At 62.7% G+C, this 26801-nt stretch carries 25 protein-coding genes, 1 tRNA gene and 1 pseudogene; 6 read left to right on the top strand and 21 right to left on the bottom strand.

The annotated features are described in order from the left end of the window. Positions 1–165: 165 nt before the first annotated feature. The 5 genes from rplI to PV760_RS19495 form a co-directional block, all read right to left on the bottom strand. Positions 166–618, bottom strand: coding sequence for a 50S ribosomal protein L9 (rplI, locus tag PV760_RS19515; RefSeq protein WP_018778531.1), 453 nt, complete (start codon positions 616–618; stop codon positions 166–168). Between the two features lie 18 nt (positions 619–636). Further along, entirely contained in the window at positions 637–876 is a 240-nt protein-coding gene (gene rpsR / locus PV760_RS19510; RefSeq protein ID WP_003800144.1) for a 30S ribosomal protein S18, read from the bottom strand. Positions 877–1004: 128 nt separating this feature from the next. Next, a complete protein-coding gene (locus tag PV760_RS19505; protein ID WP_018778530.1) occupies positions 1005–1577 on the bottom strand; it encodes a single-stranded DNA-binding protein in 573 nt (190 codons plus the stop codon). 50 nt (positions 1578–1627) lie between these two features. Continuing rightward, positions 1628–1933, bottom strand: coding sequence for a 30S ribosomal protein S6 (rpsF, locus tag PV760_RS19500; protein ID WP_011776755.1), 306 nt, complete (start codon positions 1931–1933; stop codon positions 1628–1630). Positions 1934–2214: 281 nt separating this feature from the next. Beyond that, positions 2215–2297, bottom strand: a tRNA-Leu gene (locus PV760_RS19495). A gap of 119 nt (positions 2298–2416) precedes the next feature. Here PV760_RS19495 and PV760_RS19490 point away from each other — a divergent pair. After that, the gene (locus tag PV760_RS19490) at positions 2417–2572 is read left to right on the top strand and encodes a DUF6019 family protein (protein ID WP_179128458.1); all 156 of its coding nucleotides are present in this window, start codon (positions 2417–2419) and stop codon (positions 2570–2572) included. Next, a complete protein-coding gene (locus PV760_RS19485; RefSeq protein WP_227453616.1) occupies positions 2569–3246 on the top strand; it encodes a DUF1345 domain-containing protein in 678 nt (225 codons plus the stop codon). The genes PV760_RS19490 and PV760_RS19485 overlap by 4 nt, the downstream gene beginning before the upstream one ends. A gap of 107 nt (positions 3247–3353) precedes the next feature. Here PV760_RS19485 and PV760_RS19480 read toward each other — a convergent pair whose 3' ends face one another. From PV760_RS19480 to PV760_RS19470, 3 genes and pseudogenes are all read right to left on the bottom strand, one after another. Then, entirely contained in the window at positions 3354–4766 is a 1413-nt protein-coding gene (locus PV760_RS19480; RefSeq protein ID WP_079582536.1) for an amino acid permease, read from the bottom strand. A gap of 223 nt (positions 4767–4989) precedes the next feature. Next, positions 4990–6297 carry a M18 family aminopeptidase gene (locus PV760_RS19475; RefSeq protein ID WP_079582537.1) on the bottom strand — a complete coding sequence of 436 codons (1308 nt, stop codon included), beginning with the start codon at positions 6295–6297 and terminating at the stop codon, positions 4990–4992. A 74-nt stretch (positions 6298–6371) separates the two neighbouring features. Further along, a pseudogene (locus tag PV760_RS19470) lies at positions 6372–7269 on the bottom strand (dioxygenase family protein). Between the two features lie 179 nt (positions 7270–7448). Here PV760_RS19470 and PV760_RS19465 point away from each other — a divergent pair. From PV760_RS19465 to PV760_RS19455, 3 genes are read left to right on the top strand one after another with little or no spacing between them, the layout of a single operon-like run. Then, on the top strand, positions 7449–7898 hold the full coding sequence (locus PV760_RS19465) for a YqfO family protein (RefSeq protein ID WP_079582539.1): 450 nt from the start codon (positions 7449–7451) through the stop codon (positions 7896–7898). Next, positions 7895–8635, top strand: coding sequence for a cyclase family protein (locus tag PV760_RS19460; RefSeq protein ID WP_018778523.1), 741 nt, complete (start codon positions 7895–7897; stop codon positions 8633–8635). Before PV760_RS19465 ends, PV760_RS19460 begins: the two co-directional genes overlap by 4 nt. Before the next feature lie 42 nt (positions 8636–8677). Next, positions 8678–9448, top strand: coding sequence for an IclR family transcriptional regulator (locus tag PV760_RS19455; protein WP_079582540.1), 771 nt, complete (start codon positions 8678–8680; stop codon positions 9446–9448). Here PV760_RS19455 and PV760_RS19450 read toward each other — a convergent pair. From PV760_RS19450 to PV760_RS19415, 8 genes are all read right to left on the bottom strand, one after another. Beyond that, positions 9439–10209, bottom strand: a complete 771-nt coding sequence (locus PV760_RS19450; protein ID WP_018778521.1) for an IclR family transcriptional regulator — start codon at positions 10207–10209, stop codon at positions 9439–9441. The two genes, PV760_RS19455 and PV760_RS19450, sit on opposite strands and share 10 nt — an antisense overlap. Before the next feature lie 36 nt (positions 10210–10245). Continuing rightward, positions 10246–11415 (bottom strand): alanine racemase, encoded by a 1170-nt coding sequence (gene alr, locus PV760_RS19445; RefSeq protein WP_079582541.1) that lies wholly within the window; start codon positions 11413–11415, stop codon positions 10246–10248. A 72-nt stretch (positions 11416–11487) separates the two neighbouring features. Beyond that, a complete protein-coding gene (locus PV760_RS19440) occupies positions 11488–12930 on the bottom strand; it encodes an amino acid permease (RefSeq protein ID WP_039243531.1) in 1443 nt (480 codons plus the stop codon). 184 nt (positions 12931–13114) lie between these two features. After that, the gene (locus PV760_RS19435) at positions 13115–13804 is read right to left on the bottom strand and encodes a response regulator (protein WP_018778518.1); all 690 of its coding nucleotides are present in this window, start codon (positions 13802–13804) and stop codon (positions 13115–13117) included. Next, the gene (locus PV760_RS19430) at positions 13801–15090 is read right to left on the bottom strand and encodes a sensor histidine kinase (protein ID WP_354628483.1); all 1290 of its coding nucleotides are present in this window, start codon (positions 15088–15090) and stop codon (positions 13801–13803) included. The genes PV760_RS19435 and PV760_RS19430 overlap by 4 nt, the downstream gene beginning before the upstream one ends. A gap of 26 nt (positions 15091–15116) precedes the next feature. After that, on the bottom strand, positions 15117–16016 hold the full coding sequence (locus tag PV760_RS19425) for a DUF2705 family protein (RefSeq protein ID WP_354628482.1): 900 nt from the start codon (positions 16014–16016) through the stop codon (positions 15117–15119). 5 nt (positions 16017–16021) lie between these two features. Further along, complete coding sequence (locus PV760_RS19420) at positions 16022–16963, bottom strand: ABC transporter ATP-binding protein (protein ID WP_018778515.1); 942 nt, start codon at positions 16961–16963, stop codon at positions 16022–16024. Between the two features lie 153 nt (positions 16964–17116). Then, on the bottom strand, positions 17117–18622 hold the full coding sequence (locus PV760_RS19415) for a bifunctional phosphatase PAP2/diacylglycerol kinase family protein (protein ID WP_354628481.1): 1506 nt from the start codon (positions 18620–18622) through the stop codon (positions 17117–17119). 55 nt (positions 18623–18677) lie between these two features. Between PV760_RS19415 and PV760_RS19410 the strand changes: the two genes are divergently transcribed. Next, the gene (locus PV760_RS19410; RefSeq protein ID WP_354628480.1) at positions 18678–19382 is read left to right on the top strand and encodes a phosphatase PAP2 family protein; all 705 of its coding nucleotides are present in this window, start codon (positions 18678–18680) and stop codon (positions 19380–19382) included. Here the strand turns inward: PV760_RS19410 and PV760_RS19405 are convergent. The 5 genes from PV760_RS19405 to PV760_RS19385 form a co-directional block, all read right to left on the bottom strand. Next, entirely contained in the window at positions 19327–20514 is a 1188-nt protein-coding gene (locus PV760_RS19405; RefSeq protein WP_354628479.1) for an MFS transporter, read from the bottom strand. The two genes, PV760_RS19410 and PV760_RS19405, sit on opposite strands and share 56 nt — an antisense overlap. Then, positions 20511–21278 (bottom strand): DeoR/GlpR family DNA-binding transcription regulator, encoded by a 768-nt coding sequence (locus PV760_RS19400; RefSeq protein WP_079582545.1) that lies wholly within the window; start codon positions 21276–21278, stop codon positions 20511–20513. Before PV760_RS19400 ends, PV760_RS19405 begins: the two co-directional genes overlap by 4 nt. A gap of 442 nt (positions 21279–21720) precedes the next feature. Then, the gene (locus PV760_RS19395; RefSeq protein ID WP_055976759.1) at positions 21721–23403 is read right to left on the bottom strand and encodes an ABC-F family ATP-binding cassette domain-containing protein; all 1683 of its coding nucleotides are present in this window, start codon (positions 23401–23403) and stop codon (positions 21721–21723) included. 68 nt (positions 23404–23471) lie between these two features. Continuing rightward, a complete protein-coding gene (locus tag PV760_RS19390) occupies positions 23472–24728 on the bottom strand; it encodes an FAD-dependent oxidoreductase (RefSeq protein WP_354628478.1) in 1257 nt (418 codons plus the stop codon). A 15-nt stretch (positions 24729–24743) separates the two neighbouring features. Beyond that, positions 24744–26723 (bottom strand): penicillin-binding transpeptidase domain-containing protein, encoded by a 1980-nt coding sequence (locus PV760_RS19385; RefSeq protein ID WP_055976754.1) that lies wholly within the window; start codon positions 26721–26723, stop codon positions 24744–24746. Between the last annotated feature and the right edge of the window lie 78 nt (positions 26724–26801).

Here is a 26801-nt window from a genome sequence, read left to right as displayed (position 1 = left end):
ACTCCAATGGGACACCCCAACTGAAAGACTGACCAAACTAATCGATGGTGTTGCACTAGCAAGCTGAAACCGCCGCATCAACATTGGCATTAAGTGTCACTTCGGTGCACAGAAAAACCCCCGCCACCGGAATCCGGTAGCGGGGGCCTTCCTTGCAGTCAGAGACTACTTGCTTGCAACGACCTCGAGGTCGATGACAGCGGAAACGTCCTCGTGCAGGCGAACGTTGGCCTGGTACGAACCGACAGACTTGATGTGGTTCGGCAGTTCAACGTTGCGCTTGTCGATGGCGCCGAGGCCAGCGGCCTCAACAGCAGCAGCGACGTCGGCCGGCTTGACGGTACCGAAGAGACGACCGGACTCGCCGGCCTTCACCTCGAGCTTGACCTTCTTGGAGGACAGAGCCTGGGCCTGTGCCTGTGCAGCTTCAACGGAAGCGTGGGCACGAGCAGCGCGGGCAGCCTTGATGGACTCAACCTGCTTCTCGCCACCCTTCGACCAGGTCAGGGCGAAACCGCGGGGCAGCAGGAAGTTACGTGCGTAACCGTCCTTGACCTCGACAACGTCGCCAGCAGCACCGAGACCGGTTACTTCGTGGGTCAGAATGAGCTTTGCCATGTTAGTTAATCCCTTCCCTTAGCCGCGGCCAGCGCCGGAGTAAGGCAGCAGAGCAACTTCGCGGGCGTTCTTGATTGCCTGGGCGATCTTGCGCTGTTCCTGAACGGTAACGCCAGTAACGCGACGAGCGCGGATCTTTCCGCGGTCGGAGATGAACTTGCGCAGCAGTGCTACGTCCTTGTAGTCGATGACAGTGATGTCAGCGGCCTTCAAGGGGTTGGACTTTGGTTTGGGCTTACGGAGTTCAGCCTTAGCCATCGTGGAGCTCCTTTTCTATGGAGCCCGTGGATATTGATCCACGGGATGGTGGTGTTCGACGGCGGTGATCGCCAAGGTGCCTAGCGGCAGTCCCGGCGGGTGTCCGGCGTCGGACTTTTATTTGGTGTTTAGAAGGGAGGTTCGGAATCCGGGCCGTTGCCCCAGCCGCCAGCGTTGCTGACACCGGGCGTAGCCCAAGGGTCATCCTGCTGTTGTGCGGGCTGGTTGCCGCCCCAGCTTCCACCGGAGTTGCCGCCGCCCTGGTTTCCACCAGGAGCGCCACCTCCAAAGCCACCGGAGTTACCGCCGCCGAAGCCACCCTGTCCACCGCCGGAGCGCTGGGTACGGTTGACCTTGGCATTTGCGTAACGCAGGCTGGGGCCGATTTCGTCGACCTCAAGCTCGATAACGGTGCGCTTTTCGCCTTCTTTTGTTTCGTAGGAACGGCTCTTCAAGCGGCCGGAAACGATCACGCGCATGCCCTTGGTGAGGGACTCGGCTACGTTCTCGGCTGCTTCGCGCCATACCGATGCACGGAGGAACAGGGTTTCCCCGTCCTTCCATTCATTGGACTGGCGGTCAAAGGTCCGGGGAGTAGAAGCGATGGTGAAGTTCGCTACTGCTGAGCCAGACGGGGTGAACCGCAGCTCCGGGTCATTGGTGAGATTACCAATGACCGTAATAGTGGTTTCGCCTGCCATCTACTGCCTCCTTGTTCGTTCCTGCGGTGTAAAGATTTTGAAGGGGCTGATTACTCAGCAACGACCTTCTGGTCTTCGGGGCGGATGATCTTGGTGCGCATGATCGTCTCGTTGAGAGACAGCTGGCGATCAAGTTCCTTGGCGGTAGCCGGTGCAGCGGTGAAGTTCACCACGGCGTAGATACCTTCGGACTTCTTCTTGATGTCGTATGCCAGACGGCGACGGCCCCAGATGTCAACCTTTTCGATGGTTCCACCATCGGTGGTGATGACATTAAGGAACTTCTGAAGCGACGACTCTACGGTACGCTCTTCGACCTCGGGGTCGATGATTACCATCAATTCGTAAGGACGCATATGTGAACCCACCTCCTTTGGGCTAAGCGGTTACGGTATTTCCGTAACAGGAGGTTCATTTGCGATGCTGTGCACCGCTCCCCCGCCGAAGATTCGGAAGGAGGGCGTAACACAGACTTCAATATCTTAGTGCATCTCCTGCACTCAAAGCTATTCGGGCGGATCCCGGCCCGGAACGGGGCACTTGGCGTATGTGGATAAATCCGCCTGGGTCGGCGTCATGCCGCATGGCCCAACGACAAAACCCCTGGAAGATCGTGGATCTTCCAGGGGTTTCTCTGTGCGCGGAGGGGGACTTGAACCCCCACCCCCTTTCGAGGACTAGCACCTCAAGCTAGCGCGTCTGCCATTCCGCCACCCGCGCAAGGTGATCAGGAGAAAGCAACTTTCGTTTTTCTCCTTGACAGCGACAAAGACAGTAACACGAACATGTCCGATTCGTGGATTCCTGGCACCTTGAGGACGTCCCGTTAGAGTGGCGCCATGGATGCCACACCGTTGAACAACCTGGTCCTGACCGTTGTTTTTGCCGCGATAGCCCTCTACGCCCTGTACTTCGTGGTCCGCGCTGGAGTGAGGGACGGCATCCTCCAGGCGAAGAAGATCTCCCAGGACTCCACCTCACGGGAACAACCGTGACCAGCGGCGGGCAAGTGAAAAGCGTCAGGGTCCGACGCAGCAGATTGCGCTTCGTCGCCATGATGGTTGCCGGCGCGTCGACGTTCCTCGCAACGGGGCTGGCAGGGAGCTGGGTGGACGCGCCCGCCGTGGGCTGGGCGACGGCAGCACTGGTCTATGTAGCGTGGGTCTGGCTGGTGATCGCCCGGATGGACCCCGGTCAAACACAGCAGCACGCAACGTCCGAGGACCCCTCGCGCGGAGTCACCGATCTCCTGATCCTCATCGCGAACCTTGCCAGTATTGCCGCGGCCGTGGCGGTGATCGTCAACTCCCACACGGAAGGCACCGGATCACGCCTGTCTTCGGGGGCGCTGGCGCTTGCCTGCGTCGCGCTGTCCTGGATGCTGGTTCAAACCCTCTTCACGCTTCGCTACGCGGAGCTCTATTACAGCCCTGCAGAAGATGCCGGCGGTGAGGTGGGCGGAATCAGCTTCAACCAGGAACGGCCACCCCAGTACACGGACTTTGCTTACCTGGCCACGAGCCTGGGCATGACCTACCAGGTGTCCGACACCAACCTCGGCAACCACCGGATCCGGGCGGAAGCCTTGAAACACAGCCTGCTCTCCTACCTGTTTGGCACGGTGATCCTTGCAGTCACCATCAACCTGGTGATCGGCCTGGCCCAGTAGCCCACGCAGCCGCGTAGCCCAAGCAGCCGCTCATCATGCCGGGCCAAAACGAAACGGGGCAGCCGCCGTCGAACACCGACGGCAACTGCCCCACATCAGAAAGAAACTTACGACGCCGGTCCGGAACCGACCGCGGAAGGTTCGGCTGAAGCGGCATCCTGGTCCGGGCTGCCACCGTTCCTGCGGTAGCGGAACACTCCGATGCCCACCACCACAGCGGCGAGGCCCAGCGACAGGAACAGCGACTCGCGGGTGGACTCGAGGATGACCATGCCGATGATGAGCGCAACGATGCTGCCGATGGCGATCCAGGTGAGGTACGGGAAGAACCACATTTTGAGCTCGAGCTGCTTCGCTGCAGCACCCATGCGCCTGCGCAGGATGAGCTGGGAAGTCGCAATGACCAGCCACACGAACAGGGCGATCGCGCCCGAGGTGTTCACCAGGAAAAGGAACACCGTGTCCGGCGCGATGTAGTTCAAGCCAACCGTGATGAAACCAACCACCGTGGAAGCAAGGACGGCTGCTGCGGGGACACCGCGCTTGGAAATCTTCATCCACGACTTGGGAGCATCGCCGCGCCGGGAGAGCGAGAAGAGCATGCGGCTGGCGGTGTAGAGCCCTGAATTCAGGCAGGACAGCACCGAGGTGAGCACCACGATGTCCATGATGGTGCCGGCGCCCGGGATGCCATAAAGCTCGATGACGGCGACGTAGGGGCTTTTGGCGACGGATGCGTCGTTCCACGGCAGGAGCGTGACAACAATGGCGATGGAGCCGATGTAGAAGATCAGGATGCGCCACACTGTGGACTTCACGGCCTTCTTGACGGCGTCTACGGGGTTCTCGGATTCACCCGCAGCGATGGTCGCGATTTCGGCACCGAAGAAGGAGAAGACCACGACGAGGATGCCCGCCAGCACTGCGCCGGGACCGTTGGGCATGAAGCCGCCCTGGTCCAGCAGGTTGGTGACACCCGGGGCGGATACACCGGGCATGAGACCGAGAATTGCTGCGATGCCTGCAAGGAGGAAGATCACGATCGCCGCAACCTTGATCGAAGCGAACCAGAATTCGAACTCGCCGTAGGACTTGACTGATCCGAGGTTGGTCAGCGTCAGGAGAACCATGAGAACCAACGCCCAGATCCACTGATCGACGCCGGGAACCCAGCGGTGCATGATGGCGGCACCCGCCGTTGCCTCGATGCCGAGGACGATGATCCAAAACCAGGCATAAAGCCAGCCAATACTGAACCCTGCCCAGCGGCCAAGGGCCTTGTCTGCGTATGTGGAAAACGAACCCGTCTCCGGGTTGGCGGCCGCCATCTCACCAAGCATGCGCATGACGAGGATGACAACCAGGCCGGCGGCCAGATAGGCCACCAGGATGCCGGGTCCGGCCTGCTGGATAGCAGCACCGGAGCCAACAAACAGACCTGCTCCGATGACGCCCGCAATGGCGATCATGGAGAGGTGGCGGGGTTTCAGTGACTTTGAAAGCTGTTGGTCAGCGTGCATGGATCGGCGCCGTCCTTTGGGTTTGAGTTGGGCCATGAGTGGTGTGCCACGGGCCACACGACTTTCCCACACTAGCCAGCACCAGAGGGCGGATTGCTGTGCAATTGGACATTTTGACACCTCCAAAAAAGGGAGACTGCACAAAATGTATTTTCAAAGGCAACATAAGTTTCCTTATGAAAACATTCGAAATATGCGCGAAACGAGTGTTTGAGGCTTTCGGCTAGACCGACGTCCGGAAGAACAGTTCCGTCACCGCCGCAAGATGATGCGGATCCTGCACGCCGCACAGCTCACGCGCCGAGTGCATCGACAGCAGCGGGATACCGACGTCCACGGTGCGGATCCCCAGGCGCGTGGCAGTCAACGGGCCGATGGTCGATCCGCAGGGAAGATCGTTGTTGGAGACGTACTCCTGGTAGGGCACGTTCGCCTCGGCGCACATCCTGGCCCACAGCGCAGCTCCCGCGGCATCGGTGGCGTAGCGCTGGTTGGCATTGATCTTCAGGAGGGGACCACCGTTAAGAACCGGCTTGTTCGCCGGGTCATGCTTCTCGGCGTAGTTCGGATGGACAGCGTGGCCGGCGTCCGCGGAAACACAGAACGACGCCGCCACGGCCTGCCGCCGCTGGGTCACCGAGGCTCCCAATCCGTCAGAGATGCGCACCAGCATGTCCTCAAGGATGGGACCGCAAGCGCCCGAGCGCGAATTGGAGCCGATCTCCTCGTGATCGAACGCTGCAAGAACAGCGATCGGGCCGCCCTCCGGGGACGAGGAAGCATGGGCAATCAAAGCCACCAACCCCGCGTGAGTGGAGGAAAGGTTGTCCATGCGGCCGGAGGCGAAGAACTCGCCCTTGGCGCCGAAAACCGCAGGAGCCTGCGTGTCCGCCACGACGACGTCGTATCCGCCGATTTCGGAGGCATCCACCGAGGCGCCCTCGACGCCGGCGGCCAGCAGTCCCAGAAGGTCCTCGCCCACGGGATCGCCCTGGCCAAAGATCGGGTTCATGTGCTGCTGCTTTGACAGGTGCAGACCGTTGTCATTGACGCCCCGGTCAAGGTGGATGGCCAACTGGGGAAAACGCAGCAGCGGCCCTGTTGAGGTGAGGTGCTCGGTGCCGTCGCGCATGACCAGCCGGCCGGCGAGCTGCAGTTCGCGATCCAGCCACGAGTTGAGGAGCGGGCCACCGTAGACCTCGACTCCCGCCTGGAGCCAGCCGAACTTGCCGGTGGTGGGTTTGGGCTTCAATTTGAAGGACGGTGAATCTGTGTGAGCACCCAGGATGTTGAAGCCGGTGGTGGGTCCGGCATTGGTGGGGGTAACCCAGGCGATCAACGCGCCGTCACGAATGACATAGAACTTTCCCGCTCCACCGTCCCACGGCTGCCGCTCGTCCAATCCAGTGAAACCGGCCTCGTCAAGGCGGCGCGCGGCCTCGTGCACTGCGTGGAAACTCGACGGCGACGCCGAGACGTACGCGCCGAGATCCTGGATATGGTCAACTGCTGCGGAAGCGTTTGAAGGCATGCTCCCGAGTCTAGCCGCATGGATTCAACCGCCTGTCCGGACCGCCTTGCACCCTGCCCCGGACAGCTACGGGGTCAGATGGTGACGTTCAGGGCGGCCGTATAGCCGCCGGCAACCGAGCCGGAAATAGTCGCCAACTGGTATATGCCCCCCATCGTCACCAAAGACGTTGTCAGAGGACAGGGTGGTTTTCGGGAAGCTTCGGGCACTGTTTTCGTAACCGGTGGTTGCATACACGGTCTTGCAGGCGCTCTCAGTCAAGGCTATCTGCGACACCGCCAACACCTGGCCCGCGTTGGTGGCGTTGCTCATCGACTCAAATACCTCAAAGTGAATATGAGGCCAGCGGCCCATGTAGGCGCCGGGAAAGACCGTACTGAAAGTGAGTTGGCCATTTTCATCCGATTCCTGGACGCCCCGCAGGTAGTTCTCGTCTTCCAGGCCGGAATCGTAGAGCGAATACTTGCCGTTTTGGTCGCAATGCCAAACATACACAGCCGCGCCCGCCAGGGGAGAGCACCCGTTGGAGTTATCCAGAAGCGTCAAGGTGACAGTGAGCGGCACTCCTGCGGCCTTCGTGCTGGACGCTCCGAAACTGGATCTGATGTCGCGTCGAACAACTCCCGAAGCCTCGAGGACGTTGGGTCCGTTTGAGCCGTCGCCCGGGTAGGGTCCCAGCGTTTCCTCCGGGATTTCCGCTCCGCATTCGGCCAAGGCGCGGGTCACCGTACTGGTGGCCTCCGCCGACGGTGGGGTGGCCGCCGTCGTGCCTTGCGATGGGGTGACGGTACCGGTGGAGGTTCCCGACGGCGTCGCACCGCCGCCTTGCGTCCCCGGCGTGCAGGCGGCGAGGGCGGCAACGGTTCCCGTCCCGAGAAGAACGCCCAAGGTCCTCCGCCGGCTCAGGAGCGTGGAGAGGTCGAACTCCAGTCCCTTGTCGTGGTTCGGGTGCGGCTGTTGAGGAGATGTCATGCCTCCATCAAAGCTGCGATCACTGTGAGTTGTACATGGGGAATCTGTGGCAGGACTGTGACCGGTGAAGACTCCGAAATAGTGACATGCGTGCATAATAAGCATTTCGATATGCTTGTAATGCTCGTCACGTCGTGGCACGATGGCTTGCAACAGCAACTGACGGAAGGTCCACTGCCATGAACATCGAACTGAAACCGGTGCGGAAGCTTCGCATCCACTGGCCCATTTCGGTAGAGACGATGACCCAGCTCGCCGACGGTCAGCTTCAGGCCCTTGAGTCCGACGCCGGTATCGCCTCGTTGCTGGACGCGCTGACATCAACCCCGGAGCTGGGCGGGTTCGGGAACTACCACCATGTCTTCGAATCCTCGGCCGGCTTTGAGGGATTCACAGTGGCAGAAGGAGCCAATCCCACCCTGGGCAGGGTAGGCCAGCGGACCATCTCACCCACTTTTGTCTTCACGACGTACTTTGACGACTCCCTGGACGAGGCCGCCGTCCAACAGCTCGTCCAGACGATCGTCGACATTCACCCATGGGAGGTTCCCGTGATCGAGGTTTCGGGACCCCTCAGCGTCTCAAGCAGTGTTATGGACTCCCGCACCGAAATGCGGGTGGCATCATGAGCGCCTCAGTCTGGGAAGAGGTTGCACCACTCCTCCGCAACAGGACCTTCACGGATCTCACCCACGCCTTCCACCCCGGCCAACCGCACTTTTCGGCCTTTCCCGACGAGACACGGGAAGCCCTTTTCGATATGGAAAAGGGCGACGGATTCACCGCCCACAGGTATTCGATTGTGGGCCAGTGGGGCACGCACGTGGATCCGCCGTCGCATTTTGTCCGGGGAGGCCGGACGCTGGACCAGATACCTGTGGAGGACATGATGCTTCCCCTGGTTGTCCTGGACATCAGCCACCGTGTCCGAACCGATGCGGACGCAACCCCCACCCTTGACGATGTCCGGCAATGGGAAGCACGCAACGGGGCCGTCCCAAACGGGGCGTTCGTTGCCCTTCGGACCGGCTGGAGCAAACACTGGCCGGACGCATCGGCAATGGCCAACAGGGATGACGACGGCATCAGCCACACACCCGGGTGGTCCCAGGAGGTGCTTCGGTATCTGGTCGAGGAGCGCTCCGTTGCTGCCGTAGGCCACGAGCAGACCGACACGGATCCCGGCATGGCTACCTCACGGCAGGACTTCAGCCTGGAAACGTACGTCCTGGCCCAGGACCGCTGGCAGATCGAGCTGCTGGCCAACCTGGATGAACTACCGGAATCCGGCGCCATGCTGATCGCCACGTGGGCAAAGCCCTTGGAGGGCAGCGGTTTTCCGGCACGGGTGTTCGCCATCCACTGACGCCGTACCGGTCCGGCCCCCGGGGCTGACTAGAATCAATCCATGTCAAAGACCTCCAGCATGGGCCGCGGCATGATGGCCTTACTCACCGTTGGGGCGCGTCACGCGGAAGGATTCGACGGCGGTACGGTGGCTGACATTGCAGCCCGCCTGGACAAGGACCGCAGCCAGGTCTCTCGCAGCCTCAAAGGTGCACAACTGGAAGGTTTCCTCACAAGGACCGAGCAGCGCGAGTATTGCCTGGACTGGTCCTTCCTGACGGACGCGCAGCTGGTCACCGAACAGCGGCTCAAGACTGACGGCTTGACCGCATTGGAGGGTCTGGCATCCGAAACCAACGAAGCCTGCTTCCTGGGTGTACTGAGCGGAAACAGTACTGTCACCATCGGCGAGCAGGTGCCTGAAAGCGCCAATCTGGTGGGTTCGTGGCTCGGCCGGCCCTACCCCGCCTACTGCAGCGACGCCGGCCAGGCGCTCTTGTGGGATGCGCCGGACTCAGACGTCCGGAAGATCTTTGACGGAGTCGAGTTCGTGAAGCACGGGCCCAATACGCCTGTGTCCGTTGACGACTTCCTGGAGCGGTTGGCCAAGGCAAGGGAACGCGGCTACTCGATCGTGGACGAGGAAGCCGAACCGGGCCTCTACTCCCTGTCCGCGCCCGTCCGGGACTTCAAAGGCGAAGTCGCCGCTGCATTGCAGATTGTCGGCCCGAAATCACGTCTGGAACCCCAGCGCGAAGCCTTCGCCACGGCTCTTGGTTCGTGGCGGGACTGGCTTGAGTCTTCAGTTGGAGGACAGTCAGGTCAATCCTGAGGTTGGGCCGCGCTGCCGAGCCGGTTGGAAGCGGACTGAAGCGCCGCTGCAATGTGTGGAGCCGCTTTCTCCAGATCAGCGCGGCTTCCCAGGACGCTGAGTGCGGCAACAATGCGGGCTCCGCCTGCCCGGACCGGTACTGCCAGCTCCCAGACGCCGTGCTCGAATTCCTCCGCAGCCAGGACATACCCCTGTGGCTTGTCCTTGTCCATCAGGGTGGCCACCTCCGCTGCGGAATGCGCCGCGGCGGGGCCGCCAACGCCAATGAAGTTGGCCTCGCGGAGCAGACCCTCAAGCTCCTTTGCTGAATGGTCCCACAGCAAGGCCCGGCCGGCGCCCGTGCACCACACAGGGGTCACCATGCCGGGCTTGGCGAAGCCGCCAAGGACAGAGTTGTTGGCGGAAGAACGCAGCAGGAGCACCCGGACCCCGTCGCGCACTGAGAGCCTGGAGCGCAATCCATAAGAGGACACCAACTCCTCAAGCTCGGGTCCGGATTGCTGGACCCAGCCTCCGTTCAGGGAGGCTGCCAGGGTGAAGAACCGCGGCCCTGTGCGGAAAGGACCCCGATCCACGCGTTCCAGCAGCCCAAGATCGCACAGTTCCTGCGCCAATCGTGAGACCCGGCTTTGTTCCATATCCAGCTCCGCAGCCAACTGCGAGACTCCCAGAAGTTGGCGTCCCTGCTTTTCGCGGTCCGTGACCAGCCGGATCAGGCGAAGGCCCTGCGCCAACGACGAAGCCTCTGTTGACACATCCACGAATCAGGCTCCTTCCACCAAGCGCTCACGCCATTCTCACACGTTGGCGCAGACCCTGAGGATCCTGGCATCCTTGGCCCACACCGTGTACAAATCTGCGAGAATTCCGGCGTTGGCTGCTTCAAGCTCTCCCGAAGTGATTTCGGACCGGTCCTGGCGCCCGAACAGGACCACTTCGTCCCCGGGCAGGACCTCCGGAACGGATGTCACATCAACCACCATGGAGTTCATGGAAATCACGTCGACGATGGGCACGCGTCGGCCGCGGACCAGGACATCGCCGCGATGGTCGGCGCTTCGACGGCCAAGTGCCCGTCGGTACCCATCGCCATAGCCCACAGTGACTGTTGCCAAACGGGACTCTGTCGCCAGGGTATGGGTCAGCCCATAGCCCACCTTGCTTCCCGCGGGATAGGTGTTCACCGAGCCGATGCGTGCCTTGAAGGTCAGGCAGCGGCTGAATCCGGGCTGCGCGGGTTCCGTGTCACCGTAGAGGACGGCCCCGGTCCGTACCATGTCCATCCACGACGCCCGGACGTTCAGGGTTGAAAATGAGTTCGCCGCGTGGAGGAGCACTTCACTGCGGGGCACTTGCGCGGCTTGGAGGATAGCTTCGGACTCGGCCCTGAAACGCCGCAGCGATTCTTCTATGTTCTTCACGTCATCGCAGGGAAAATGCGTCATGATGCCGGCGGGTTGAAGCCAAGGCTGGCTCAGTATCCCAACTGCGCAGGCCCTGCCGCGGGAGGAAGACACGTCAAGGCTGTGGCGGCTGATACCCGACGAGTTAATGTCCAGGTGCACCCGTAATTTCCGGCCCGTTTCCTCGGCGATCCGGCTCATCGCCAAGGCACTCTGCGGATCAGAGACGAGTTCTTCGATGGAGTAGTCCATGCCCGCCCTGACTTCCTGCGGGGCCGCTGCTCGAACGCGGAGCAGTTTTCCCTGAAAACCATGTCCCCGCGCCAGCTCTGCTTCGTGATTCGACCCCACCCCTATGTAGGGAACGTCCTGACGAACCAGGAACGGCAGCAACATGTCAGCCCCGTGGCCGTAGGCGTCGGATTTGATCACGGCACACAGCAAGGCCCGGCCCTCCAGGAGTTGCATCATGGATCGGACGTTGCCATCAAAAGCGTCACCGTCAACTTCCAACCAACTGGAAAACTTCCCGGCCGGTTCCGTGGACTGGGTTGTTTGGGCCATCCTGCCCTCCCCCTTTCAAGACAGTCAGGCGGCGGGGCAATATTGCCCTGCCGCCTGACGTGGCAACCTGGATCAGACCGACTGCTTTACTTTCACAGTCCGGCCGTATCGGAAGTGGAAATACAGGTAGCAGGCAGCCACAAAGGGGATACCGAAGTAGAGGGCAGCGACCTGCGCGGGATCTGAAGCAATGCCCACCAGTGAGAGCAGGCACAGTCCGAAGGCCAGGATCGGAACCACAGGGAAGAACGGTGCCTTGTAGGCAAGGTCAGCCACCCGTCCCCCGTTGCGGACAAAGGCCCGGCGATGGAAGAAATGCGAGGCGGTGATCGACATCCATACCCCGACGACGGCGAAGCCGGCTACGGAGACGAGGGCCAGGTACACGGTCTCCGGAGCAGCCACGCTGCTGATCAGGGACGCCAGCCCTCCCACCATGCTGACGGACAGGGCAAGGAGTGGGATGCCCCGGCGGGTGAGGCGCTTGAGCGCCTTGGGAGCGTGCCCCTCGTCTGCAAGGGAGTAGAGCATGCGGGCACAGGAGAACAGGCCGCTGTTTCCGGCGGACAGGAGGGCGGTGATGATGACGAAGTTCATGATGTCCGCCGCGAAGGGAATGCCTACGGACGAGAAAACAGTGACGAACGGGCTCTCATCCAGTCCCACCTGGTCATAAGGAACGGTTGCGGCGATGACGGCGATTGCCCCCACGAAGAAGATCAGGAGGCGGATGACCGTGCTGCGCATGGCCTTGGGGATGTTCCGTGCCGGATCCTTGGTTTCGCCTGCCGCCACGCCAATCAATTCCGAGCCGGAGAAGGCGTAGAAGACGGCCAGGGCTGTCACCAGGACGCCGGAGAAGCCGTTGGGAAACAGGCCGCCTGAGGTATTGAAGTTCTCGAACAGGAACGGGTGGTGGTCGTTGTCCGAGAGTGGATGGAATCCGAAGAGGGCCGCCCCGCCGAACACGATCAGTGCGATGATCGCTCCGACTTTGATGATGGAGAACCAGAATTCAGATTCGCCAAAGAACTTGGACGAGAGCGCATTGAAGCCGAAGAGCATGGCAGCGAACACCAGGCACCACACCCATACCTCGACACCCGGGAACCACCGCTGCATGAGCAGGCCCGAGGCCGTGAACTCCGAACCGATCGCCACCGCCCAGCACAGCCAGTAGAGCCAGGCGGTGGTGAAGCCGGTAGCCGGACCAATTGAACGGGAAGCGTAGATGTGGAAGGCACCCGAGACCGGGTAGGCAATGGCGAGCTCGCCAAGGCAGGCCATCACCAGGTAGACCACGAAGGCTCCCACCAGGTAGGCGATGACTGCGCCCAGGGGGCCTGCCTGGGAGATGGTGTAGCCCGAGCTGAGGAACAAGCCTGAGCCGATGACACCTCCCATGGCAATCATGATGAGGTGACGCGGACCCATGGAACGGCGAAGGCCTGTTTCCAAAGGCGCCGGAGGGGCGTCAGCCGGGTGGTCCAGTTTCAGGGGGGTTGATGATTCCATGACTCGTCTCCGATAAGTGAAAGATGCGATCGGGACGCCTGGGACTTCCTGCGCGGGGGAGCCGGAGGCGCGCTTGTAGTGACGAAGGTAACACAGAATCGGCTCAAATAGTCATTAAAAACATTTATGAATGTCTATAACGCACATCTTGTGAAGAAAGTGGGCCCGGGCCGGGCCCACCGCATCAATAGTCCGGGTTGCTCGGCACCACCAGTCCGGTCTCGTAGGCGTAGACAACCACCTGCACGCGATCCCGCAGCTGCAGCTTGCTCAGGATCCGGCGGACGTGCGTCTTCACAGTGGCCTCGGAGAGGAAGAACTTATGGGCGATCTCCGCATTGGACAGACCCTCGGCGATGGTCGTGAGGATTTCGGTTTCGCGCGGCGTGAGTTCGCCAAGCAAGGGATCCCGGTGGGGTGCGGGCGAATGGCCCGGCACTGCACCGCCCCGGACATACGTCTCCAGGAGCCGCTGCGTTACACGCGGGGCGACGACGGCGTCGCCGCTCGCCACGAGCCGCACCGCATGGACGAGCTCCACGGGCGCAACATCCTTGAGGAGGAAGGCAGAGGCTCCGGCCTGCAAACCGGTGAAGGCGTACTCATCGAGGTCGAACGTGGTCAGGATGATGACCCGCGCTTCCGAACCTGAATCGGAGATACGCCGCGTTGCCTCGATCCCGTCCATGGTGGGCATTCGGACGTCCATCAGCACCACATCAGGTTGCAAGGCTTCGACCTGGCGGACGGCTTCAGCGCCATCGGACGCCTCGCCCACTACATGGAAGTCTTCTTCGCCTTCCAGAATGAGTCGGAAGCCCATCCTGAGCAGCGGCTGGTCGTCCACGAGCAGCACTTTGATGTCATTGGTCATGATTCCCCCTTGTCGCCGTTCCAGTGGAGGTCGGCGTGGACCGCCCAACCGCCTCTTTTGCCTGGACCGGCAGTAACGATTCCAGCATAGATTCCAGCGCGTTCATTCATCCCGGCAATGCCCAGCCCTGTGCCCAGGCTGCCAATCGATTCGCTGCCACCGTCCCTGGTTCCTCGTCCGTCGTCGAGGACATCAATGGTGACCACATCGCCGTCGCGGGCCACCTGGACGTCCACCCGGCTCAACGAGCGTCCGTAACGCAACACATTGGTCAGGGATTCCTGCACGATCCTGTAGACGGTGAGCTCGAACGCCGGGTCGGCCGGCAATGCCGGCCCGGTGTGCGCATAGTGCAGTGGCAGGCCGGCCGTGCGGAAGCCCTCCAGGAGCTTGGCCAGGTTGTACCCGGACTCAAGCGGCGTGAGCGGGGCCGGCCGGCCTGAATCATCACGTAGAACCCCCAGAACACGCCGCATATCCGCCAGGGCGGTGCGTCCGGTCCGCGATAGTTCGCCAAGCACCTCGCCGGCACGTTCCGGATCCTTCTTGACCACAACTGCCGCACCATCCGAAAGACTGATCATGACCGTCAAAGAGTGGGCGACGACGTCGTGCATTTCGCGGGCGATGCGGTTGCGTTCGGTGACCTTGCCCAGCCGCGTGGTCCGGGCGGCCCAGGCAGCGATCTCCGCTTCGTGTTCCCGTCGCTGGCGAACCGAAATGCCAATGCCCGTGGCCAGCAGGTTCGACAACATGATGGTGACCGCCGTGGCGATGTTGTTGATGAGGTGGAAATTCTCCGGGACGTCCTGAAGCGTGTCCATCTGGGCCGGGCTAGTCCACATGAACAGGTAAAGCAGGCTCAGGGGCAGGCTTGCGGCGATAAAGACCGCAAACGTGATCCCGCGCTTCCGGAGGGAAGCCACCGCATAAAGGGCGAACCACAGGCCTGCCGAAACGTTGGAGCCCCAAGGGTTCAGGATGGTCGCCGAGATTTCCAGCAGGGCCACGGCCAGGACCACCTGGAGCGGGAACTGCCTCCTGAAGGCCAATGCCAAGGCAATAAGGAGCAGTATGGCCACCACGAGCCATTTGCCCTCACCGATCGAGGCGACGATGGTGGGCAACGCCAACAACACGTAGCAAAGCACCACCACGGCGTCCATGGCACGGGGACGCGTGAAGAAGTACCGCCGGATCCTGCCCCGGCGGCGTTGGGCAATTTCAGCGAAGGACGCGTCGGCCACGGCGGCCGGCGCGTCCTTCATCTGTGGAGCTTCAGTCATGAATTGAGCCTAGAGGGCACGTCGGCCTAGACGTCGCGCTTCTTGATCACGATCATGGCCGGAATCAGGAAGACCAGCACGTAGCCCAGGAAGATCAACCCACCCTGCCACGGGTCGATGACGCCGTCGGTGTGACCGATGGAAAGGAACCTGCCACCAGCCTCGCTGGGAATGTACTGCGGCACGTACTTCCAGAAGTCGCCCGGCACCAGTGAAAGGAAGCCGGACGCGATCGACAGTACGAAGAACAATGCGACAAGTACGGTCACGCCACCGGCCGAGTTGCGCAGGAGGGTTCCCAACGAAAGACCGATCAAAGCTACGCCGGCAACATACAGGCCACCGGTGAAGATGCTGTACAGGACACCGTCAGTGGACCACGTCAGATCAATATCCAGGCCCTGGAAGACGGGCATGGCGATGAGGAATGTCAATACGGCGGCAATGGTGGTGATGACGTAGGAGAGGACCGCCAGAAGCAGCGCCTTGGCCGCGAAGGCCGGAATGCGCTTGGGAACTGCGTTCATGGTTGAACGGATCATGCCGGTGGCGTACTCGGACGAAATGAAGAGCACGGCCAGCGATCCAAGGACCAAGGTGCCGATCTGGATGCCGGCATTGGGCAGGTTGTAGAGGTCGAATCCGGACCCCGGCGGGAAGGATTTCGTCAGCATCTCGCCGGTGACGGGCTGGCCGGCATCCTTGGCCTGCTTGATCATCTGGTCAAGGAAGGTGAAGCGGATCAAAACGGCAAGGGCACCCACGCCCACTGTGGCAATAAGAGTCACAGCGAGCAGGATCACGGTGGACGTCAGTGAGCGGAGCTTGATCCACTCCGACTTGACTACTCCCCCAAAAGTAACGCCGCGGACCCCGGCCGATGCGTGGGCCGGTGCTTTGGTGCGGTTTTCAGTCATGGTGCTCATTGTCCTTACTTTCCTTCCGGGGCGGCAGAGACAGGCTCACCGGACATATGGGATTGGTACTCCACTTCGTCCTTGGTGAGATTGAAGTAGGCATCTTCCAGCGAGGAAACCTGCGGCGTCAGTTCGTAGACCAGCACGTTGTTGTCCAGGGCAACCTGGGCGATCTCACGCGGTTGCAGACCCACCACTTCCAGGGTCTCCGTCTGGCTCTGGTCCACCCGGACACCGTCTCCCACAAGCAAGGCCGACAGCTGGCTGGCAGCTGAGGTACGAACCAACGTTTTGGCCTGCTGGGCTCCGGCGATGATGTCCTGCACAGGAGCATCCGCGATGATCCTGCCCCGGCCGATCACAATCAGGTGGTCGGCGGTCTGCGCCATTTCGCTCATCAAGTGCGACGAAAGGAAAACGGTCTTGCCCTGGCTGGCCAGGTACTTGACCAGATTGCGCACCCACAGCACGCCTTCAGGATCGAGTCCGTTGACGGGCTCGTCGAGGATGAGGGTCTGAGGGTCACCGAGGAGTGCGGCCGCAATGCCGAGGCGCTGGCCCATACCCAGCGAGAACCCCCCGGCCTTCTTCTTCGCCACGGCGCCGAGCCCGGTCATCTCAATGACCTCGTGAACGCGGGCGGTAGGAATGCTGTGCGTTGCAGCCATGGCCAGCAGGTGGTTGTAGGCACTGCGGCTGGTGTGGACAGCCTTGGCATCCAGCAAGGCACCTACCTGGTGCAGGGGAGCCTTGTGCTGCGCATAATGCAGGCCGTTGACCGTGACGTCGCCCGATGTGGGAGAGTCAAGCCCCATGATCATGCGCATCGTGGTGGACTTGCCGGCACCGTTCGGGCCCAGGAAGCCCGTCACCCGTCCAGCCTGGACAGTGAAGCTGACACCGCCGACGGCAGTTTTCTGGCCGTAGACCTTAGTCAGGCCCTTTGCTTCGATCATGGAAGCGTTCCCCTCCTCGGAGCACATAAATGTGCAGGTGAGTTTTGAATGTACTCACCACGCTACTCAGGGAGGCCGCCCAAATCGCCTGTCTCAGGGATGATTCAGGGTTCAGTCAGGGTAGTCCTACCGGATGACCCCGGTCAGTCCGCTTCAGTCAGCCACCGGAAGCGACGAGTACACGCGCAGGACGCGAGGCTTCACCGTGAAGGTAGCCGAGCGGACTCCAGGCGTAGGTTCACCGTCGACGGCCAGCACCAACGGCTGCCCAATGGCTTCGACGATAATCTCTGTAGCCTCGGTAAGGTGGGTGACCTTCGAGGCCGACACGGTGCCGGTAACGACGGCCCACAGCAAACGCGCACGTGCGAATGGTTCGTCCGCCGTGATCATGCGGAGGTCGAACACACCATCATCCAGCACAGGACGGCGGATGGGTGCATGGTCGCTGGGATAGAACCTTCCCCTGCCCATGTAGAGAATCCAGAGCTTGTGCTTTTGTCCGTTCACCGTGAGCGTGGTGGGGGAATTCACGCCGAAGGTCCGGAGCGATGCCACCACACTGGCGAGCGGCTTGCCCATGGCCGGCTGAAGGCGCTCACGCCGCCTGACCAGATTGGGGTACACGCCCACACTCGCCGTATTCAGCATGGCCAGCTCCGAGGTCTCCGGCTTCTCAACGAGGCCGCGTTGGACAACAACATGCCCCAGGTCCACGGACGCTGCGAAACCATTGGTCAAGGCGTCCAGGACGTCCTCGATCGAGCGGGCGCCGAGATCGCGCGCGAAGTGATTCAGCGTCCCTCCCGGCAGAACCGCCAGAGGCAGTGAATGTTCGACGGCGGCAGCAGCAGCCGCCCCCACGGTTCCGTCGCCGCCCCACACACCCAGCGCTACGGTTCCGGGCCGGGTTGCTGCGGCCTTGACCTCTTCGACGACATCCTCCCCTTCGGAAATCTCACGTATATAAGCCTTGGGGAATATACGACGCAGCAGTTCTCCGGTTTCGGGGGAGTACGACCCGCCCAGGACGTTGACCGCGATACTCAGCCCCTCGCCGTCGTGAATTGCCGGAACCTCAGCGGGGGTGCGGCGGGGAGTCGGCTCCGCCGGGCGGCCAGGCCACCACTTACGCGTGAGAAATGCGGCGCCGGCACCCAAAGCCGAGCCAAAGACGACGTCGGATGGCCAGTGGGCACCCGTGTGCACCCGCGAGTAGGCCACCCCCACGGCGATGGGCGCCAATGCAACCCCTATCGCAGGCGAGACGATTCCTGCGCCCACCGCGAAGGCCACAGCGGACGCAGAGTGGCCGGATGGCATCGAAGAGCTTGTGGGCTGCGGATTCACGAACCGGAACAACGGCAGATGTTCAGGAAGCGGCCGCCTGCGGGGCAAAGCCCGCTTGAAAATGACGTTGGTAACGCCGGAAGCAACACCCAGTGCGAGCAAGCCATGGAGCGCCGCCCTGCGGGGTTTCCCTGGAACCGTCGCCATGATCCCGGCAATGCCGAACCACAGCTTGCCTTTGGTCGCCGCGGACGAAAGCCGCCGGAAGAAGACGTCATGGTCGCCCTGCGGTTGCCGGGAAACAGCCCGCACCAGGAAGTGGTCGAGTTTGACAACACGTTTGGGACCTTTGCCCACGAAGCCTCGCATCCCTTCACAGTATCGCCTGCCGGTACTGCAGGGCCGCCATAGCTACGATGAGTTGATGATTCGCGTCCTGACTCCCCGAAGGCAACCGGACTGGAAGCTGCTTGCCCCTGGAATATTGCTGCTGTGTGCGTTTGTGGTTCCGGGAGTCATGATCCTGGCAGGACAGGGCCAACCTGCCTTCAACAGCGTAGACACCTGGTGGCAGGCCTTCTCCTTTACGTTGCACTCTCCCTTCTGGGATGGCGTCAACGGGATTCTCAACTGGGTGGGCTACGTGGGGATGCTGTCGGCCCAGGGAGTGCTGGCCCTCGCCTTGGTGGCTTGGAAACGTCCGGTGACGGCGTTATTCGTTGCGGGCTCCGGAATAGCCACACTGGCGCTCACCCAGCTGGCCAAAGTCGTAGTAGGCCGGGAAAGGCCTGTGGGGGCCAAGGTCCTCACGGATACCGGTTCATACCCTTCCGGGCATGTATCCGCCACCACCGCCTTCCTGGTGGTTCTGGCTGTCCTCGCCGGCCGTTGGTGGATGACGACATTGGCCGCGTTGGGCATCATCGCCATGATGATCAGCCGGACGTACCTCTCCGCGCACTGGCTGAGCGATGTCCTGGGCGGTGCCTGCCTGGCCGCCGGCTTGGTGCTCTTGGCATGGTGGCGACTCCGGGACGTATGCATTCGGGAGAATGCTTTGACGGATGGCAGGACTATTTGGGCGGCAAGGGCTTCGCGACACCGGCGAGCAGGAGAGCCAGCAGAATAGGCGCCCCAATGGCCAGCAAGGCCAGGTGGATTCCTGTTTGGTCTCCCAAGTAGCCCAGCAGCGGCGGTCCTGCCAGGAAGGCAATGTAGCCGATGGTGGAAACTACGGAGACCCTGGCAGCGGCGTGTTTGGGATCATCGGCAGCCGCAGACATACCCATGGGGAAGGCCAGCGCCGCCCCAATGCCCCAGAGAGCCGCGCCGACTCCGGCCAAAACCACGTTGCCCGCGAATACGAACAGGGCCAGGCCCAAGGCGGCTGCGGCCATGCTGGCGCGGAGAACGGCTACCCGGCCAAACTTGTCGATCGCCTTACCGCCAAGGAACCGCATGATGGTCATGGCCAGTACAAACAGGGCGAACAGCAAAGCGCCGGTGGACTCTGAAGCACCCAGCCCGTCCACCGCTGCCTTGGCGATCCAGTCATTGCCCGCACCCTCGGTGAGCGTGGCACCCAGGACCACGACGCCGATCAGCAGCGTCCTGCCATCCCGCCAAGCCGCGGGACCCTTGGCGGCCGACCCGCCGCCGTCGTGAATTTCCACCGCTTCATGCGGCAAAAAGTACTTGGGGACGGTCACGGCCAACGCGACAGCGACGGCGGCGATGACCAGCAAGTGCTCGGGCAGGCCGACTCCCAGCTGGGACAACCCCGCACCGATCAGCGCGCCGAGGAAGGCCCCGCCGCTGAATGCCGCGTGGAACTGCGGCATGATGGTCCGCTCGAGCCGGTGTTCGACGTCGGCGCCTTCAATGTTCTGGGCTACGTCCCACAGGCCAATGCCGATGCCGAAGAAGAAGAGCGCTATGGCTGTGGCCGGCACGGACGCGGCCATCAGGGAGAACGCAATTGCCGCACCCGCGGCTCCTGCCACGATGCCGGCCAACCGAACCGTGTTCGCCGTGCCGATCCGGCCCACCACCCAACCCGCAGAAGGCAACGCCAGCAACGAGCCAACCGCGGTGCAGAGCAATAGCGTGCCCATCTGGCCGGACGTGAGGCTGAGCGCTTCGGTCACTGCCGGAATGCGGGCTGCCCAACTGGCGAAGACCAGACCGTTCATGCCGAAGATCAGGAACGTCGCCACTGCGGCGGCCCTGACGTTGGTGGTGCTTCTGGTGTTGGTGGTCATGCAATCACAACTTCCACGGAGAGTTTGTTGAGCTGGGCAAGGTCTTCGGGGGATGGTTCCAGGTCCGTCACGATGACGTCCACGCTGTCCATCGCGGCAACCAGGGCCCTGGCGCCGGCATTCCATTTGCTTCCCGCGGCCGCGACGATCACGCGCGACGCCGACTCCAGACCGGCACGCTTCACGGCGGCGTCATCGAGGTCGTGAGCCAGCAGGCCGTCTTTGAGGTTGAGCGCGCAAGGGGTTACGACGGCGGTGTCGAACCTAAGCGAGCGGACGTTGGCTTCCGCCATGGGTCCCCTGAAAGACTGCTCACCCGGGGTGAACCGGCCACCTGGGAGGATGAGTTCAGGAGCCCGGCCCTCCGAGGATTGCGTGAGGGCTTGGACGCCGTGCAAGGACATCGGCATGACCGTGAGCTCTCGTGTGCTGAGCCGGCGTGCGATTTCCGTGGCAGTGGATCCGCTGTCCAGCCACACGTGTTCGCGATCCCTGATGAGTCCATCCACGGCTTTGGCTATGCGGGCTTTGGCCTCGTGGTCCTCGAGTTCGCGCTGCCCGTAGCCGGGGTTCTCTCCACGGGCCAGGAGGCTGCGGGCACCCCCGTGCACTCGCTTGAGCACACCGTTGGCTGCCAGGATCTCGAGGTCGCGGCGGATGGTCGCCCCGGAAGCTCCGGTGGTTGAGACCAGTTCGTCGACGGTTACTTCTTCTTGTCCGCGCAGCAGTTCGGCGATGAGCCTGTGGCGGTCAGTGGTTCCCATGCCTCCACGGTAGCAGGGGTGTGCTCACTTAATCATGTGATGTGATCATTTGCGCACAAACCTTCGCTCACATCCCACACCCTTCAACCCAACCCTCGCTCACACCCCGAGCCCTTCAACCCAACCCTCGCTCACACCCCGAGCCCTTCAACCCAACCCTCGCTCAGTGACCACCCGTTGGTGATCGGGTAGCGGCCAACTAGGAAGCCAGCTCAAGCTCTCGCGCCGGGACCTGAGCGAGCGTCCGCCCGAAAGGCGCGGAACGTGAGCAAGCGTCCCCCCGAAACGCTCGGAACGTGAGCAAGCGTCCACCCGAAAGGCCTGTTACGTGAGCAAGCGTCCACCCGAAAGGCGCGGAACGCGAGCAAGCGTCCACCCGAAGGGCCTGTTACGTGAACAAGCGTCCACCCGAAAGGCGCGGGACGTGAGCAAGCGTCCGGTGTCAGCGGGCGCGCTCTACCCGCTTTTCGTCCCACACGGGCTCTTCGGATTCGTACACCTTGCCGTCGGACCCGAAGATCAGGAAGCGGTCAAACGACTTGGCAAACCAGCGGTCGTGCGTGACGGCCAGGACGGTTCCCTCGAACGCGTCGATGGCACGCTCCAGGGCTTCGCCTGAGTGGAGGTCCAGGTTGTCCGTGGGCTCATCCAGCAGAAGGAGCGTGGCACCGGACAGCTGGAGCAGCAGGATCTGGAAACGTGCCTGCTGGCCACCGGACAAGGACTCGTATTTCTGCTCCGACTGACCCGCCAGGCCATAGGAATCCAAGGCTCCTGCCGCAGCTTCACGCGGAAGGCCCGAACGGTGTTCATCGCCACGGTGCAGAATTTCCAGCAACGTCCGGCCCAGCAGATCCGGACGGACATGCGTCTGGGCGAAGAACCCGGGCCGGATGCGTGCCCCCAGTTTCACCGACCCTTCGTGCGGGACTTCCGCGATGACGACGTCGGACACCGGCAGGTGCTCGCGCTCCGGGTCGGTACCGCCGGTCGCGAGAAGACGCAGGAAGTGGCTCTTGCCCGAACCGTTGGAGCCCAGGACGCCCACCCGGTCCCCGAACCAGATCTCCGTGGAGAACGGCTTCATGAGCCCGGTCAGTTCCAGCTTCTCTGCAACGACGGCCCGCTTGGCGGTGCGGCCACCCTTGAGCCGCATCTTCACGTTCTGCTCGATGGGCAGGGCCTCCGGCGGCCCGGCCTCCAGGAACTTCGCAAGGCGGGTCTGCGCTGCCTGGTACCTGTTGGCCATGTCGGAGCGGAAAGCCGCCTTGTTCTTGTACATGTTGACGAGTTCCTTGAGCTTGATGTGCTCCTCGTCCCAGCGTTTGCGGAGTTCCTCGAACCGGGCGTTACGGTCTGCGCGCGCTTCGACGTAGGAGCCGAAACCTCCACCGTGGATCCAAGCGCCGGCACCGTTGATGCCCGGCTCCAGTGTCACGATACGGCCGGCGGCGTTGTTGAGAAGCTCGCGGTCGTGGCTGATGAAGAGCACAGTCTTCTTGGACTCGTTGAGCTTGCCTTCCAGCCATCGCTTGCCGGGCACGTCAAGGTAGTTGTCCGGTTCGTCCAGGAGCAGGAGCTCGTCCGGCCCGGCGAAGAGCGCTTCCAACACCAGGCGCTTCTGCTCGCCGCCCGACAGCGTGGAAGCACGGCGGAACTGGGCTTTGTCGAAGGAAATCCCCAAAGCGGCCATGCACACTTCGTCCCAGACGGTCTCGACGTCGTATCCGCCGGCATCGCCCCAGTCCACGATCGCCTGCGCGTACTTCATCTGCGTGGGTTCGTCGTCGTGCTCCATCATGGCCAACTCGGCTTCTTCCACCGCCTTGGCTGCTGCTGCGAGCCCGGCCTGCGCAGTGGAAACCAGGAGGTCGCGGACGGTGGATTCGTCGCGGACCTGGCCCACGAACTGCCGCATGATGCCCATGTTGCCCGAGCGGCCCACGGCACCTTCATCAGGAGTGAGGTCTCCGGCGATGATCTTGAACAGTGTGGTCTTGCCTGTTCCGTTGGGTCCGATCAGCGCCGTTTTGGTGCCGTCGGGGACCTTGAAGGTCACACCGTTAAGCAGCTGGGTGCCGTCGGAGAGGAAGTAGTCGATGCCGGAAACGTCAATATGGGCCACGTTTCAATCCTCCCACGCCGGGGTATTAACGCCCGACGGCGGCAATTGGCTTGGGCGTCGACGCAGCGCTACGGCTTTCGCCTGGCAAAGTCCGGAGCATGCTCGGGGCGCGGTCCAAAGGCGATCATGCGGGCGGGAAGCTTGGGAAAACCGCGCAGGTGCCGGGCCATCAGGACCAGGATCCTGGGTGGCTTGGGCTGTTTGCCGGCCATCACCCGGGCAAAGATGGCGCGATGCAGCACCCGCTGGAACGTCTGGACAATCACGGTGGGCAGCCAACGCCGCTTCTGGACGGCGGCGAGGTGGCCGTCGTCGAGTGTTCCACTGAGCAGCGGTGACGCAATAGAGCGCGCTGCCGCCACGGCGTCCTGCACCGCGAGGTTGATTCCCACGCCTCCGGCCGGGGACATGGCATGCGCGGCGTCGCCAATCAAGAGCAGGCCCGGCTGATGCCAGCGGGCCAAGCGGTTGAGCTTCACATCCAGCAGGTGAAGCTCGTCGACAGACCTGATGGTGTCTACGCGGTCGGCGAGATCCGGCCGCAGCCGCGCAACCCTGGCCCGGAAGGCTTCCACGCCCTCAGCCCGGAGCTGGGGATCCAAGCCCTTCGCGGCCAGATAGGCGATCTGGTGGTAGTCCTTGCGGGTGAGGCTCAGCAGGACGTCGGAGCTGCCGAAACGCGGCGCTATGGATGCCACTGGCTCATCCTCGTCGGCCGTGCGGGGGAGCCGGAACCACCAGGTGTCGAACGGCACCGGGTATTCGTGGGGAGCCAGTCCGGCCCGCTGCCGCAGCACCGAACCCCGGCCATCGCACGCCACAGTCAGGGTGGCCATCAGTTCGCCGCTGTCCAGCGGGGAGCCGGTCAGCGGGTCCCTGGTCCGGTACGCCACACCCGTCACTGCCCCCGAAGAGTCCCGCAGCAGGTCCGTGACCTCGGTATTCATCCGCAGCGTAAAGGTGGGTTCCTGCCCGGCAGCTGCCACCAGGAAATTAAGCAGGTCCCACTGGGGAACCATCGCCACATAGTTGTAGGGCTCTTTAAGGAGTCCGAAATCGGCCAGCACCACCGAGCGACCCCCGGCAACAGGCAACCGGAAGTTCTCCAGCCGGCTCTGCGGCAGGGCCCTGAAGCCTTCTCCCAAACCCAACTCGTCCAGGAGCCGGACGGTGGACGCATGGACCGTGTCGCCCCTGAAATCCCGGAGGAAGTCGGCGTGTTTTTCCAAGACAGTGACCTGCACACCGGCCCGGGCAAGCAGCAGCCCCAGCATTATCCCGGCCGGACCTCCGCCGACCACCACACACTGGGTACTGCCTGTCATGGGTTCTCCTCCGGATCAGCCCGCCGCGGTCAGGAACGTTTTCAGCAACGGCCCACTGGTGGTGGCACCCAGTCCGCCGTCTTCAACAAACACGGCAACCGCCAGGTCCCCGTGGGTGGCAACAATCCACGCGTGGGTCTTGGGCGGGTTGTCATTACCGAATTCGGCGGTGCCCGTCTTTGCCCCGACCGGTGCACCCGGCACTGCGGCAAGGAAACCGGCGTGGCCCGAGGTTACTACCGCCCGCATCATGTCGGACAGGGCAGCCGATTCCTCCTTGGTGATCGGCTTGGTGGATGCCGGCGAGGCAGGCAGCGCGCTTGCCGTCGCGGAGTCCGGCGACGGCGTGGCGGAGCTGCTTTCCGTGGGAGCGGCAGTGGAGGTGGTGGCCGGCACGGCGTCGGCATTGAGCACCAGTTGCGGTGAGACGGGGGCACCGTTGGCCACCGAAGCTGCCATGACAGCGGCCGAGAGGGGCGAGAAGAGCACCTTGCCCTGGCCAATCATGGAAGCGGCATGCTCCGTACCCTCAGCAGCACCGGGAACGGAACCCAGGAACGCGTCAGCACCGAGTTTGGGGGCTTCAACAGCCACACCAAGAGCCTGGGCCGCGGATTCCAACTGGTCCTGGCTGACGGTGTCACGGGCGTTGATGAAGGCAGTGTTGCAGGAGTGGGCAAACGCATCCCTCAGGGCAACTGAACCCAGCGAGCTTTCCGGATACCCCTCCGCGTTCTTGAAGGTCCGACCGTCAACAGTCAGCGTCGGCGGGCACTCGACCTTGGAATCGGGGGTTGCGCCGTTCCGGAACATCGCCAGGGAGTCAACAATCTTGAAGGTGGATCCTGGCGCGTACTGGCCCAGCATTGCAGTGTTGTAGCCGTTGCTCCCCGGCCCGGAGGCGGCGGCGAGCACGGCGCCTGTGGAGGGTCGGAGGGCAACTATGGCCGACGCCGGGCCAACGCCAGCAAGGGTTTCCTCGGCCAGTTGCTGCAGTTTCAGGTCAAGGGTTGTCTTGAGGGTGGTGCCGGGAGCGGGGAGGGAGGAAAAGAACACCTTGGTTCCGGGCGTTTCCCCTTCAGCTTTGGCCTCGGTGCTCGCAATGACCTCAACACCGTCCTTGCCGCGGAGCAGGGTGTCGTACTTCTGCTGCAGGCCGCCGGTTCCCGTGGTGTCACCGGCACGCAAGGCGCCGTTGGACTTTTCAATCTGCTCCGCGCTGGCCTGGCCAACGCTTCCGAGCAGTGCACGTGCAAAGGTCCGCGTTGGTGCGAGGGCCATCGAATCCAGGATGCTGGCACCACCGGGAATGGCCTTGATCTTGGCCTCCGTGATATCCGTCGTGTAAGCCCTGAGAACCAGTCCTTCCACAAATGCCTGCGGGCCGGACGCAGCAACCTGCTTGGCGTATTCCTCAACGTCCAAGCCCAGCAGGGCAGCCATCGCACGCGCTGAAGCATCCGCTTGTTCCGCTGGAATCTTGGTCTTGTCGATGCCGACCCGGAAGACGGGCCGGTCCTCCACAATAGGGGCATCCCCGGCGCCCAGGATCTGGCCGCGCTGGGCAGGAACGGTCTTGACGGAAAGAGTTTCGCCATCGGAAAGCTCCGGTGCCAGCAGGGCGGGGCTCCATTGAACCGCCCACTTGTCACCGGACTTCTTCAAGGTGGCCTCGGAACTGTACTCCCACTTGGCCGAGCCGATGTTCCAGCTGTAGTTAAGAGGGAAAGTGGCGGTGTCGCCGTCGAGCTTGACGTCACCGGACTGCACCGACGGCTTGGCGTCGAGTCCTTCGAAAACTGCCTTGAGCTGGTCGTTGGCCGCGGCAGCATCCTTGCCCTCAACGGCGAGCTGGCCGACGTCGAGCGCTGACAGCGAGGAGGCGAGCTGCTTGGCGGCTCCCTCAGCGCCCGAACGGCCGTCGTCGCAAGCGGTCAGCGAGCCTGCCAGCACAATCGTGGCCAGACCAAGAATCAAAGTACGTGTTTTCCCCATTTGCCACATTATGCCCGGTTCCCCCGACACTTTCTTGTCATGGCCGGCAGCCGGACGGCCGCCGCCTGCCACCCCGGG

The organism is Paenarthrobacter sp. CC6 (assembly GCF_040560085.1).
Taxonomy (GTDB): Bacteria; Actinomycetota; Actinomycetes; order Actinomycetales; family Micrococcaceae; genus Arthrobacter; species Arthrobacter nicotinovorans.
This window is presented reverse-complemented; position numbering and strand designations above follow the sequence as displayed.